Origin of the sequence: Rhodococcus sp. AB351, assembly GCF_049538275.1 — a bacterium.
GTDB lineage: Bacteria > Actinomycetota > Actinomycetes > Mycobacteriales > Mycobacteriaceae > Rhodococcus.
On the sequence record NZ_JBMVFW010000003.1, the window covers coordinates 40,559 to 52,816 of the forward strand.

General features: G+C 69.4%; 13 protein-coding genes. 9 read left to right on the forward strand and 4 right to left on the reverse strand.

The window, feature by feature from the left end; all coding sequences use genetic code 11:
• Positions 1–89 precede the first annotated feature (89 nt).
• Both ACPCXD_RS08795 and ACPCXD_RS08800 read left to right on the forward strand, forming a co-directional pair.
• Positions 90–719 carry a carbonic anhydrase gene (locus ACPCXD_RS08795; RefSeq protein ID WP_423659242.1) on the forward strand — a complete coding sequence of 210 codons (630 nt, stop codon included), beginning with the start codon at positions 90–92 and terminating at the stop codon, positions 717–719.
• A gap of 101 nt (positions 720–820) precedes the next feature.
• On the forward strand, positions 821–1,567 hold the full coding sequence (locus tag ACPCXD_RS08800) for a hypothetical protein (protein ID WP_160876961.1): 747 nt from the start codon (positions 821–823) through the stop codon (positions 1,565–1,567).
• A gap of 23 nt (positions 1,568–1,590) precedes the next feature.
• Here ACPCXD_RS08800 and disA read toward each other — a convergent pair whose 3' ends face one another.
• Positions 1,591–2,673, reverse strand: a complete 1,083-nt coding sequence (disA, locus tag ACPCXD_RS08805) for a DNA integrity scanning diadenylate cyclase DisA (protein ID WP_423659244.1) — start codon at positions 2,671–2,673, stop codon at positions 1,591–1,593.
• A gap of 94 nt (positions 2,674–2,767) precedes the next feature.
• Here disA and ACPCXD_RS08810 point away from each other — a divergent pair, with 94 nt between their 5' ends.
• A complete protein-coding gene (locus ACPCXD_RS08810) occupies positions 2,768–3,331 on the forward strand; it encodes a PaaI family thioesterase (RefSeq protein WP_016693344.1) in 564 nt (187 codons plus the stop codon).
• A 27-nt stretch (positions 3,332–3,358) separates the two neighbouring features.
• Here the strand turns inward: ACPCXD_RS08810 and dinB are convergent, their stop codons facing one another.
• The 3 genes from dinB to ACPCXD_RS08825 all read right to left on the reverse strand — a co-directional run bounded on the left by dinB (position 3,359) and on the right by ACPCXD_RS08825 (position 6,784).
• A complete protein-coding gene (gene dinB / locus ACPCXD_RS08815) occupies positions 3,359–4,612 on the reverse strand; it encodes a DNA polymerase IV (protein WP_423659246.1) in 1,254 nt (417 codons plus the stop codon).
• A gap of 57 nt (positions 4,613–4,669) precedes the next feature.
• Positions 4,670–6,061, reverse strand: coding sequence for a DNA repair protein RadA (gene radA, locus ACPCXD_RS08820; protein WP_229566917.1), 1,392 nt, complete (start codon positions 6,059–6,061; stop codon positions 4,670–4,672).
• A gap of 90 nt (positions 6,062–6,151) precedes the next feature.
• Positions 6,152–6,784 (reverse strand): copper chaperone PCu(A)C domain-containing protein, encoded by a 633-nt coding sequence (locus tag ACPCXD_RS08825; protein WP_026061386.1) that lies wholly within the window; start codon positions 6,782–6,784, stop codon positions 6,152–6,154.
• Positions 6,785–7,060: 276 nt separating this feature from the next.
• Here ACPCXD_RS08825 and carD point away from each other — a divergent pair, with 276 nt between their 5' ends.
• The 6 genes from carD to ACPCXD_RS08855 all read left to right on the forward strand — a co-directional run bounded on the left by carD (position 7,061) and on the right by ACPCXD_RS08855 (position 12,252).
• Positions 7,061–7,549 (forward strand): RNA polymerase-binding transcription factor CarD, encoded by a 489-nt coding sequence (gene carD / locus ACPCXD_RS08830; protein WP_006550486.1) that lies wholly within the window; start codon positions 7,061–7,063, stop codon positions 7,547–7,549.
• A 25-nt stretch (positions 7,550–7,574) separates the two neighbouring features.
• Positions 7,575–8,282: a 2-C-methyl-D-erythritol 4-phosphate cytidylyltransferase gene (gene ispD, locus ACPCXD_RS08835; RefSeq protein WP_088899041.1), complete on the forward strand. Its 708-nt coding sequence runs from the start codon at positions 7,575–7,577 to the stop codon at positions 8,280–8,282.
• Between the two features lie 5 nt (positions 8,283–8,287).
• Positions 8,288–8,764 carry a 2-C-methyl-D-erythritol 2,4-cyclodiphosphate synthase gene (gene ispF / locus ACPCXD_RS08840; protein WP_026061385.1) on the forward strand — a complete coding sequence of 159 codons (477 nt, stop codon included), beginning with the start codon at positions 8,288–8,290 and terminating at the stop codon, positions 8,762–8,764.
• Positions 8,765–8,775: 11 nt separating this feature from the next.
• Positions 8,776–10,170 (forward strand): cysteine--tRNA ligase, encoded by a 1,395-nt coding sequence (cysS, locus tag ACPCXD_RS08845; protein WP_088899040.1) that lies wholly within the window; start codon positions 8,776–8,778, stop codon positions 10,168–10,170.
• A complete protein-coding gene (gene rlmB, locus ACPCXD_RS08850; RefSeq protein WP_229566918.1) occupies positions 10,170–11,138 on the forward strand; it encodes a 23S rRNA (guanosine(2251)-2'-O)-methyltransferase RlmB in 969 nt (322 codons plus the stop codon). The genes cysS and rlmB overlap by 1 nt, the downstream gene beginning before the upstream one ends.
• A 70-nt stretch (positions 11,139–11,208) precedes the next feature.
• Complete coding sequence (locus tag ACPCXD_RS08855) at positions 11,209–12,252, forward strand: alpha/beta hydrolase (protein ID WP_423659250.1); 1,044 nt, start codon at positions 11,209–11,211, stop codon at positions 12,250–12,252.
• Positions 12,253–12,258: the final 6 nt, after the last annotated feature.

Consider the following 12,258-nt stretch of genomic DNA (forward strand, 5'->3'; position numbering starts at 1 on the left):
GGTCTCCTCCGGTCACAGGGTCGGGTGTCGGGATCCGCTGAGGAGATGTCGAACGAAATCGGACATGCGCGCAGGTGAATAATGTACGCATGCCGAACTCCAATCCCATCTCCGCCTGGAAAGCCCTGACCGAGGGTAATCATCGTTTCGTCAGCGACACCCCGCTGCACCCGAGCCAGGGAATCGACCGTCGCGCCGAACTCGTCAACGGTCAGCATCCCACCGCTGTGCTGTTCGGTTGCGGAGACTCCCGCGTCGCCGCAGAGATCATCTTCGATCAGGGGCTCGGCGACATGTTCGTGGTCCGCACCGCGGGCCATGTCATCGACAGCTCCGTCCTCGGTTCCATCGAGTACGCCGTCGAGATCCTCAACGTCCCGCTCATCGTCATCCTCGGCCACGACAGCTGTGGTGCCGTTGCGGCGACCATCGACGCCCTCGACAAGGGCACGGTGCCGGGCGGCCACATCCGCAGCCTCGTCGAGCGTGTCGCTCCGTCGATCCTCATGGGCCGGGCCGAGGGTCTGTCCACCGTCGACGAACTCGAGGGTCGCCACGTCGTCGAGACGGGCAAGCTGCTCACGGATCGTTCGCGGATCATCGCCGACCGTATCGCCGACGGCCGCTGCGCCATCGTGGGCGTCACCTACAAGCTCGAGGACGGCAAGGTGAGTCTGCGGGGCCACTTCGGAGACATCGGCGAGGTCTCCGACAACTGAAGACGTGTGCACCTGCGGTCACAACGATGTGACCGCAGGTCACAGCGACACGCCGACGGCGGTGTAGCCGTGCGCAGCCCGCGGCACATACCGTGGGGGGCGTGCTTGAACCGACCGGTCCTCTGCCCCCCGAGATCTACTGGCGACGACGCATTCTCGCGATCGGAGTCTCGGTGGTCGTGCTGGCTCTGGTCATCTGGCTCGTAGTGGCGCTGACCGGCGGCGACGACCCCGATCAGAATCCCGAACCCGCAGCAGCGGAGGTGACGACCTCCGCCACTACGACGGCGGCCGATGCGTCCGCCGACGCGGCGTCCGCGAGCACCACCCGGAGCGGTGGATCCTCGGGTTCGTCCGGGACGCGCGGAGCGGAGGGATCGGCCTCGGAGGACGCGGACGACGGGGACAACACGTCCACGTCCGCCACCACCTCCGCTGCTCCGGTTCCGCCGGGGCAGTGCTCCGATCAGTCGCTCGCCGTGCGAGTGACGGCGGACGAGCCGAACTACCGGGTCGGTTCCGAACCCGATTTCACGATCGTCATCACCAACATCGGCACGTCGCAGTGCGAACGCGATCTCGGTGCGGGCCTGCAGCAGGTGCTCGTCTACAGCCTCGACGGCAACGAGCGGCTCTGGGCGAACACCGACTGCTTCCCCGAATCGACCGCCGACATCCGGTCGCTCGCTCCGGGCGACCAGGCAGCCTATTCCGTCAAGTGGTCGGCGACGACCTCCGAGCCCGGCTGCCAGGCGCCGCGCGAACCGGTCGGCCCCGGCGCATACACCGTGGTCGGGCAGCTCGGTGGCCTGCGCAGCGTGCCCGAGCCGTTCAACATCACGCCCTGACCTGCTGCTCGTCCGGTCGCTGTTCAGTCGTAGTGATTGATCGCGGCTTCGGCGAGGCGTGACAGTCCCTCACGGATGTACCGGGCCCACAGGGCGCCGACGCCGTCGACCGCCTGCAGATCGGCAGCGGTGGCCGCGAGCAGGCCCTGCAGCGTGCCGAACGCACCCACGAGCCGGTTGATCTGCCGGGTCTGCAGGCGCGGCACCCGATGGAGCACGCGATAACCGCGCGGGCTCATCGAGGTGTCGAGGGCCTCGATGGTGCCCGAATAGCCGAAGGCGCGGGCGAGGCTCGTCAGGTCGAGCAGGTCGACGTCGGTCAGGTGTGCGAGACGTTCGAGCGCCTGCTCGACCTCCTGCTGGCTGGGGACGTGCTCGCCCGCAAGGTAGTCGCGCACGATGAGCTGCCGGGCGAGCTGGTTGTCGCCGACGAGTTCTTCGAGCTGGAGGGCCAGCTGGCGACCGTCGGTCCCGAGTTCGAGCACGTCCTGCTCGATCTCCACGGACAGGCGGTGCATCATCTCGAGCCGCTGCGCCACGGTGAGCGCATCGCGCAGCGTGACGATGTCCTCGATCTCGACGACGGACAACTGCCGGGTCACCTCGTCGAGGCGGGCCTTGTAGCGCTCGAGTGTCGCGACGGCCTGGTTGGCCCGGGACAGGATGGTCGCGGAGTCGTTGATGACGTGGCGGCGGCCGTCGACGTACACGCTGACGATGCTCATCGACTGGCTGACCGAGACCACCGGATATCCGGTCTGGATCGCGGTGCGTTCCGCGGCGCGGTGCCGGGTGCCGGACTCCACGGTGGGGATGCTCGGATCGGGCACGAGCTGCACGTTGGCGCGCACGATGCGCGAACCGTCGGTGGACACGACCACGGCGCCGTCCATCTTCGACAGCTCCCGGAGCCGGGTGGGGGCGAACTCGACGTCGAGTTCGAAGCCGCCGTCGCACAGCTCGGCGACCTTGTCGTCGAAACCGAGGACGATCAGGCCGCCCGTCCGGCCGCGGAGGATGCGTTCGAGACCGTCGCGCAATGCGGTGCCGGGCGCCAGACGAGCGATGGTGTCGCTCAGCGTCGATGCCGGCACCGACTCGGTCATCTGGACTTCCTTCCCCTGTGCGGTCTGCGGTCGTCGTCACAATGCGCGGACTCCCGGATCGGCGCCCCCGACCGCGCAACTACATTACTTGCTTATGCGCAGCACCTGGACTCTGCCCGACGACCTCGTCGTTCCCGAACTGCCGGAAGATCATCCCGGCCCGGGTGCACCGGTACCGCAGCACTGGAACAAATGCTTCGGTTGTGGTGACGACCAGCCCCACGGCCTCGCGATGGAATTCACGATCGGCGAGGGTCTCGAGGTGCTCGGCCGTCTCGACGTCGCCACCCGCTACCAGGGCGGACCGGGATTCATCCACGGCGGCATCCTCATGACGGCCTTCGACGAAGTGCAGGGAATGGCGTGCAACGCCGCCCTGCGGACCGCCGTCGTCACCGGGCACTTCGAGACGGACTTCGCCCGTCCCATCCCGCTGGGCTCGGTGCTCGAGTTCCGCGCCCGCGTCGACGGCACGGTGCGGCGCAAGGTTTACACCAGCGCGGAGGCGCGCATCGTCGACGGTCCCCTGGCCGACCCGGACGTCGTCGTGGCGTCGTCGGTCGGGCTGTTCGTCGTTGTCGGACACGAGCACTTCGCGAAGGGCCGCGACTATGCCGACGGCCTCCCGCAGAGCGAACACGACATCTCGGCTGTCTGACATTTCTGCGGATCGGGCCTGTCTCGTTCAGGTTTCCGGCCCGTCGGGGAGCAGCGGAACCCCCGGCCGGTGGTCGCGTCCGAGCAACGCGGCCGAGGTGACCGCGCCCGCGCCGTAGCGGGAATGCAGATCGTCCAGGACCGCATCGAGCGCATGCCGGTCGACCGCGCGGTGAGTTCGCGTGTCGCCGCCACGGTCCGCGGCAGCGTCGACCGGTTCGTCGAACGGCAGCTCGAGTTGTTCGACGCCTTCGCCGACGAGATTCGTCACCGCGATCCCGATGAGGGTGAGGCCGCGCTCGGCGATGAGCGGCCGGGTCTGTTCGAGCAGGTCGCGCGCCGCCGCCGACAACAGGTCGGTGCGTGCGGTGGCACCGGGCAAGGTGTGGGAGCGGGTCGCGCGGGTGTAGTCGGCGAAGCGCATCCGCAGGACCACCGTGCGGCCGAGACGCTCGGCCCGGCGCATCCGCCGGCACACACGGTCGACGAGCAACTGCAGCGTCTCGCCGACCGACTCGATGCTGTGTGGCCCGCGGCCGAGGGCGTGCTGCGCGCCCATCGAACTGCGCCGCCGATGACGGACCGGACGCGGATCGTGGCCGATCGCCAGGGCGTGCAGGTGGCGTCCCGCCGCGCGTCCGAGCAGCGAGACGAGATCGGATTCGGAGTGGGCGGCGACGTCGGCCACGGTCCGCAGACCGTGCGCGTGCAACTTCGCCGCCGTCACCTTGCCGACGCCCCACAATCGCTGCACCGGCAACGGATGGAGGAACTCGAGTTCGGCGTGCGGAGGGACGAGGAGCAGGCCGTCGGGCTTGGCCACCCCGCTCGCGACCTTGGCGAGGAACTTGGTGCGCGCGACACCGACGGTGATCGGCAGCCCCACCTCCTCGGCGACCGTGCGGCGCAGACGTGCGGCGATGTCGACGGGTCTGCCGGCGATGCGCCCGAGACCGGAGACGTCGAGGAACGCCTCGTCGATGGAGATCCCCTCCACGATCGGTGTGGTGCGGTCGAAGATCGCGAACACATCGCGCGAGGCCTGCGCATAGGCCTCCATGCGGGGAGGCACCGAGATCAGTCCCGGGCACAGTGCGCGGGCGGCCCGGCCCGACATCGCAGTGACGATGCCGTGGGCCTTGGCCTCGTAACTCGCCGCGAGCACGACACCCCCACCCACGACGATCGGTTTGCCGCGCAGCCACGGATCGTCGCGCTGCTCCACCGACGCGTAGAACGCGTCGAGATCGGCGTGCAGCACCGTCGCATCGGACACGAACACATGTTCGCACCGACCGCCGACATCTCGGCAGATCGGCGCTGCCGACATGTCCGCAGGTCAGCGCGTGAGCGTCGACAGTGCCTGCGCCACGTTGGACACCTCGAACTTCTTCATGCCCTTCGGGACACCCTCGACATCGCGCGGAACCACCCCGCGGTCGAACCCGAGTCGGTTCGCCTCCGCGAGCCGGCGACCCGCGCCGACGACACGACGGACCTCCCCGGCGAGACCGACCTCGCCGAGCAGCACGGTGCCGGCCGGGACGGGCTGGTCGCGCACGGCCGAGGCGACGGCGAGTGCGAGCGCGAGGTCGGCGGACGGATCGGTGATCCGCATACCGCCGACGGTGGAGGCGTAGACGTCGCAGTTGCCGAGCCGGCCGAGGCCGCAGCGACGCTCGAGCACGGCGAGCACCATCGCCACCCGCGCGGAGTCGAGGCCGCTCACGGCGCGTCGCGGTGACGGATTGTGGGTGGGCACCACGAGCGCCTGGACCTCGCCGAGGAGCGGGCGTTTGCCGTCCATCGTGACCGTGACGGCGGTGCCGGGTACGGCCTCGTCGCGGTGCTGCAGGAACAACCCCGACGGGTCGCTGACGCCGACGATCCCGTCCTCGGCGAGTTCGAAGCAGCCCACCTCGTCGGCGGCCCCGAACCGGTTCTTCACCCCGCGCACCATGCGCAGCGTGGAGTGCTTGTCGCCCTCGAAGTGCAGCACCACGTCGACGAGGTGCTCGAGGGAACGCGGACCGGCGACCGCGCCGTCCTTGGTGACGTGGCCGATGAGCAGCACCGGGATGCCACTGGATTTCGCGAGGGAGGTCAGGGCGCTGGTGACCGCGCGGACCTGCGTGACACCGCCGGTGACACCGTCGACGTCGGCGGCGAGCATCGTCTGGACGGAGTCGACGACCAGCAGCGTGGGCCTGACCTGCTCGACGTGCCCGAAGATCGTCGCGAGGTCGTTCTCGGCGGCGAGATACACACGGTCGTGCACGGCGCCGGTGCGGTCGGCGCGCAGACGCACCTGACCGGCCGACTCCTCGCCGGTGACATAGAGCGCGCGATCGGTTTCGCCGCGCAACGCCCAGCGGTGCACCACCTCGAGGAGCAGGGTGGACTTGCCGACACCGGGTTCGCCGGCGAGCAGGACGACCGAACCGGGGACGACACCGCCACCGAGGACGCGGTCGAGCTCGGGGATGCCCGTGGGCTTCGCATGGGTGGCCTTGCCGTCGATCTGCGACAGCGGGGTGGCCGGGGTGCTCGGCAGCACGGCGGCGGCACCGGCGCGGGCGAGCGAGGTACCCGAGCGCGAGGCGACCGCGACCGGCTGGACGGGCGCTTCGTCCATCGACCCCCACGTTCCGCATTCGGGACAGCGCCCGACCCACTTCGCGACGGTGTGCGAGCAGTCGGAACAGCGGTAGAGGGTCTTGGTCTTTGCCACGGCCGGAGGATAGTCGGTCGCACCGACACCGGAGCGGATGCGAAAGGGCCCGGCCGAGCTGTGCTCGACCGGGCCCTTCTGCGGGAAGTCCTAGTGTGCTTCGCCCACGATCGGCGAGAGCTCCGACTCGTCGCGGGGGAGCTCCGGGCCGGCGTCGATCGGCACGGACAGGGTCACGTCGCCGGCCTCGGCGAACGTGAAGGTCACGGGGATGGTCAGACCCGGGCGGACACCTTCGGAGAGGTTCACGAGCTCGACGTTGTTGACGACGCCGGCCGGCGCGGGGGAGGGGGTCTCCTCGGTGCTGTTCGGACGCGGCGACTCGTCGACCTCCTCGACGAGGGCGGCGTTCTCCTCGGAGACACCGGCGACCACGGAGGACTGCGGCGGAACCTCGAGGCGGGCACCCGTGACGGAGGCTGCGAAATCGGTGGAGATACCGGTGAGCTGATCGCCGACGTACGGGTCGAGGTTGACGATCGTGAAGCCGAGCTGGGCGGTGCCGCCGGGCTCGATGCTGTACTCCTCGGAGTTCGGGTAGATCACGTGCACGTTGCGCAGCGCGAGGCTGCCGGCGTCCACGTTGGAACCGTTGATGGCCGCGACCTGCGTCGAGGTCTGGGTGATCTGACCGGCGCTGCACGCGGACATCGTGAGCGCCGCTCCCGCGGCAAGGGCGAGAGCGGTCACGACTCGACGAGTCGGCGCTTTGAGAGCAGTCACGGGTTCCTCCACTCGAGTAAGGCTCGCAATCCACTAGGCAGAGTAGTAGTTCCCGTGTGCGCTGTGTACGTCGGGGCCGGATCTCGTGCGGATTCGCGCGCGGAAGACGAGATCGACAGGCGCCCACGGGCGGGTGTGTCGGAGGTCACCCGATACACGGAAGCAACTGCCTGTCAAGCCCTACGCTCAGTGCTCGGTGCCCCTGACCTGCATCGTTGACGGGAGGGTGATGTGGTCACGTGTTAAACTGGGAGAATCGAAAGGGGCACGGGACACATGATTTTCAAGGTCGGAGACACCGTCGTATACCCCCACCACGGTGCGGCGCTGATCGAAGCAATCGAAACACGCACCATCAAGGGTGAGCAGAAGGAATATCTGGTTCTGAAAGTCGCGCAGGGCGACCTGACGGTCCGGGTACCTGCAGAGAACGCGGAGTACGTCGGAGTGCGCGACGTCGTCGGGCAGGAAGGCCTCGACAAGGTTTTCCAGGTGCTGCGCGCACCCCACACGGAAGAACCCACCAACTGGTCACGGCGGTACAAGGCCAACCTCGAGAAGCTGGCCTCCGGTGATGTCAACAAGGTCGCAGAAGTTGTGCGCGACCTGTGGCGCCGGGAGCAGGACCGCGGCCTGTCCGCAGGTGAGAAGCGGATGCTCGCCAAGGCACGTCAGATCCTCGTCGGTGAGCTCGCGCTCGCCGAGGGCACCGACGACGTCAAGGCGGAGACCATGCTCGACGAGGTTCTCGCCGCCGCTTCCTGACGCGCGAGACATCGGCAAACTGCACATGAGCGATCGCAACGGGCCGGTCGTCGGAATCCTTCCGGCGGCCGGCCGCGGTGTTCGCCTGGGAGAACCACTGCCCAAGGCGTTCGTGGAACTGGACGGCCGCACGATGCTCGACCGCTCGGTCGAGGCGATGCTCGCTTCAGCGGTCATCGATCGAGTGGTGATCGTCGCGCCGCCCGAACTGGCTGCGACGCCCGCGGACCGGCTCGTCGGCGAGTCGTTCGCCGACCGGGTCACCGTCGTCGCGGGTGGCGCCGAACGCGCCGACTCGGTGCGCGCCGGTCTTGCGGCGGCATCGGGCGCGCGGTTCGTGCTCGTCCACGACGCCGCGCGTGCGCTCACCCCGGCCGAGCTGTTCGTCCGGGTCGTCGACGCGTTGCGGGCCGGCAGCGACGCGGTGATCCCCGTCCTGCCCGTCGTCGACACCATCAAGAGTGTCGACAAGGACGGAGTCGTCACCGGGACTCCCGACCGGTCGACCCTCCGCGCGGTGCAGACCCCGCAGGGATTCGACGTCGAATTGCTCGAGCGAGCCAACCGGGACGCGGCCGACGCGACCGACGACGCGGGACTCGTCGAGCGGTTGGGGGAGCGGATCACCACCGTCGCGGGCGACCCGCTCGCTTTCAAGATCACCACCCCGCTGGACCTGGTGCTGGCACGGACCGTGCTCGCGTCCGGCGTCCGCACCGAGAAGGAGATGTGAGCATCGTGCGTGTCGGCATCGGAACCGACGTACATCCCGTGGAGGCCGGACGGCCGTGCTGGATGGCCGGTCTGCTGTTCGAGGACGCCGACGGGTGCGCGGGTCACTCGGACGGGGACGTCGCTGCGCACGCGCTGTGCGATGCGGTGCTCTCGGCCGCCGGTCTCGGTGATCTCGGATCGGTCTTCGGCACGGGACGCCCCGAGATGGCCGGCGCCTCCGGTGTCGCCATGCTCGGCGAGGTACGTCGCCTGCTCGCCGACGCCGGCTGGGTGGTGGGTAACGCCGCCGTGCAGGTGATCGGGAACCGCCCGAAGATCGGGCCGCGGCGCGAGGAGGCACAGGCGGTGCTGTCCGAGGCGCTCGGCGGTCCGGTCTCCGTGTCGGCGACCACCACGGACGGTCTCGGGCTCACCGGTCGGGGAGAAGGTGTGGCCGCGGTTGCGACCGCACTGGTCCTGGCGCAGCAGGACGAGCGGTAGGATCGACGGTCGTGACCTTGCGCTTATACGACACCGAATCGCGGGCCGTGCGGGATTTCGAACCGCTGGTCCCCGGCCAGGCCTCGGTGTACCTGTGTGGGGCCACCGTCCAAGGCGAACCCCATATCGGGCACGTACGCAGCGGCGTTGCGTTCGACGTGCTCCGTCGGTGGCTCTCTACCAAGGGTCTCGATGTCTTGTTTGTGAGAAATGTCACAGACATCGAGGACAAGATCCTCCGCAAGGCCGCAGAGGCAGGCCGTCCGTGGTGGGAGTGGGCCGCGACCTACGAACGGGCCTTCAACCGCGCCTACGACGCGCTCGGTGTGCTTCCCCCCTCGGTGGAACCCCGCGCGACCGGCCACATCACGCAGATGGTCGAACTCATCCAGCGCCTCATCGACGCCGGGCACGCCTACGCGGCCGACGGCGACGTCTACTTCGACGTGTTGAGCTACCCGGAATACGGCGCCCTCTCCGGACACCGCATCGAGGACGTCCACCAGGGCGAGAGCGCCGGACTCGGCAAGCGCGACCCCCGCGACTTCACGCTGTGGAAGGCCGAGAAGCCCGGCGAGCCGTCGTGGCCGACCCCGTGGGGACGCGGTCGCCCCGGCTGGCATCTCGAGTGCTCCGCGATGGCGGGCTTCTATCTGGGGGGCACCTTCGACATCCACTGCGGAGGCATGGACCTCGTCTTCCCGCACCACGAGAACGAGATGGCCCAGTCCCGCGCCGCCGGCGACGGCTTCGCCCGCTACTGGCTGCACAACGGCTGGGTGACGATGGGCGGCGAGAAGATGTCGAAGTCGCTCGGCAACGTGCTGTCGATCCCCAACGTGCTCGCCCGCGTCCGTCCGCAGGAACTGCGCTACTACCTCGGCAGCGCCCACTATCGTTCGATGCTCGAATACTCCGACGACGCGCTCGCCGAAGCGGCCGCTGCGTACCGGGGACTCGAGTCGTTCGTGCTCAAGACCCGCGACCGCGCGGGCGAGGTGCCCGTGGGCGAGTGGACCGAAGGCTTCGCCGAAGCACTCGACGACGATCTCGGTGTCCCCAAGGCGCTCGCGGAGATCCACCGCAAGCGCAGCGAGGGCAACAAGGCGCTCGACAACGGTGATCTCGACACGGCCGTGCAGATCGCCGCGCAGGTCCGGAGCATGCTCGGCATCCTCGGTGTCGACCCGCTCGACGAGCACTGGTGCTCCACCGACGATTCCGGATCGGCCGCACTCGCGGCACTCGACGTGCTGGTCGGCGCGGATCTCGAACGCCGCACGACCGCCCGGGCCGAGAAGAACTGGGCGGTGGCCGACGAGGTGCGGGACCGCCTCGCAGCCGCGGGGGTCGAAGTGACCGATACGCCCAACGGACCCGAGTGGTCTCTGAAAGCAGGACAGTGATGGCAGGCAATTCCCAGCGTCGCGGCGCTATTCGTAAGGGCGGCACGAAGAAGGGTCAGGTCGTCGGGTCCGGCGGACAGCGGCGACGCGGCCTCGAAGCGCGTGGCGCCACCCCCAAGGCCGAGGACCGGCCCTACCACCCCGCCGCACGGCGTGCCCGGGCCGCGGCCAAGGCCGCCGACACGCGCGGCGGCGGTCGTCGCCCCGCCGCCGGTCGCAAGGCCGAAGACGGGCCGGAGATGGTGCTCGGCCGCAACCCGGTCGTCGAGTGCCTACGTGCCGGTGTGCCCGCGACCGCTCTGTACGTCGCCCTCGGCGCCGAGGCCGACGAGCGGCTCAAGGAAGCCGTGCAGCGCTCGGCCGAGATGGGCATCTCGATCCTCGAGGTCTCGCGTTCCGAACTCGACCGTCTGTCGTCGAACGGGATGCACCAGGGCATCGGCCTGCAGGTGCCGCCGTACCGCTACGCGCACCCCGACGACCTGCTGGCCCGCGCCGCGGAGAACCACGAGCGTCCGCTGCTCGTGGCTCTCGACAACATCTCCGATCCGCGCAATCTCGGCGCGGTGATCCGTTCGGTCGCGGCCTTCGGCGGCCACGGTGTGGTCATCCCGCAGCGCCGTTCGGCGTCGGTGACGGCCGTGGCATGGCGCACGAGCGCCGGTGCCGCAGCGCGACTGCCCGTCGCGCGTGCCACCAACCTCACGCGCACGCTCAAGGACTGGCAGTCCCGCGGTGTCCGCGTCGTCGGTCTCGATGCCGGTGGCGACACCAACCTCGACGATTTCGACGGCACCGATCCCGTCGTCGTGGTCGTGGGGTCGGAGGGCAAGGGACTCTCGCGCCTGGTGCGGGAGACCTGCGACTCCGTTATCTCCATCCCGATGGCCGGAGACGTCGAGTCGCTCAACGCCTCCGTCGCGGCGGGCGTGGTTCTCGCCGACATCGCGCGGCAGCGCCGGGCCTGATCGGACTGCACCGCAGTCGGGTCTGATCGAGTCTGCCCGAGCTGCGGTCGCGAGGACCTAGTCTGTCCTGGTGGTCGCATCCCTGCCGTTCCGTACGAAGGTGTTCGCCTTCCTCGAACGCTTCGCCGACAAGTCCATTGCCGACGCGTCCGTCGACGAGATCCCGGCACGTCGTGCTGCGCGCACGAAGCTCCTGTCGTCCCCGGTCGGACGGCTGATCTCGGGCCGGACGCATCCCGGCGTGCGGATCGAGGACCGATGGGTCGATCTCGAGCACGAGGTGATCGACGATCTCGCCCCCGAGGACTCCCCGGTCCGGACCCGTCTGCGGATCTATCGGCCCTCGGCGCGAACGAGCGGTCCGCTGCCGGTCGTGCTGCTGTTCCACGGCGGCGGGTGGGTGCTCGGCAATCCGGAGCAGAACGAGTGGTGGGCGAGCCACACCGCCGCGCGGACCCCGAGCGTCGTGGTGTCGGTGGACTACCGGCTCGCCCCCGAACATCCCTATCCCGCAGCGGTGCTGGACTGCTGGGCGGCGTTCCGGTGGGTCGTCGCACACGCTGCGGAACTCGGCGGTGACCCGTCGCGCGTCGTGGTCGCCGGTGACAGTGCCGGAGGCAACCTCGCCGCGGTCGTCGCCGACGTGGCCGGCCGCTCGGGTGGTCCGCTGCCGGCCGGTCAGGTGCTGATCTATCCGGCGACGGAGATGGAGGAGGAGTTCCCGTCGGAGCGGCAGTTCGCGAACGCTCCCGTGCTCACCTCCCGCGGTATGCGGGCGTTCGTGCGCCTGTATCTGGCCGGAGCCGATCCGTATGCGCCGACCGCGGCTCCCCTGCGCGGCACGCTCGCCGGTGCCGCCGTACCGGCCCTCGTCCAGATCGCCGGGCACGACCCGTTGCGCGACAACGCCGTTCGATACGCCGAAGCATTGCGGGCCAAGGGCGGCGACGTCGCGGAGACCGATTATCCCGACACCGTGCACGGCTATCTCAGCCTGCCCGGCATCTCTCCGCCCGCGACACACGCACTCGACGAGGCGATCACCTTCGTACGTCGGGTGACGGCTACCGACCCGACCGACGAGGACGACACCTCCGTGCCGTCACGCGCCTGACGGTCA

Coding starts and splice junctions, on each gene's coding strand:
- ACPCXD_RS08795 (WP_423659242.1), top strand. CDS start 90: ATGCCGAACTCCAATCCCATCTCCGCCTGGAAAGCCCTGACCGAGGGT.
- disA (WP_423659244.1), bottom strand. CDS start 2,673: ATGACCGAGTCGGTGCCGGCATCGACGCTGAGCGACACCATCGCTCGT.
- ACPCXD_RS08810 (WP_016693344.1), top strand. CDS start 2,768: ATGCGCAGCACCTGGACTCTGCCCGACGACCTCGTCGTTCCCGAACTG.
- carD (WP_006550486.1), top strand. CDS start 7,061: ATGATTTTCAAGGTCGGAGACACCGTCGTATACCCCCACCACGGTGCG.
- ispD (WP_088899041.1), top strand. CDS start 7,575: ATGAGCGATCGCAACGGGCCGGTCGTCGGAATCCTTCCGGCGGCCGGC.
- rlmB (WP_229566918.1), top strand. CDS start 10,170: ATGGCAGGCAATTCCCAGCGTCGCGGCGCTATTCGTAAGGGCGGCACG.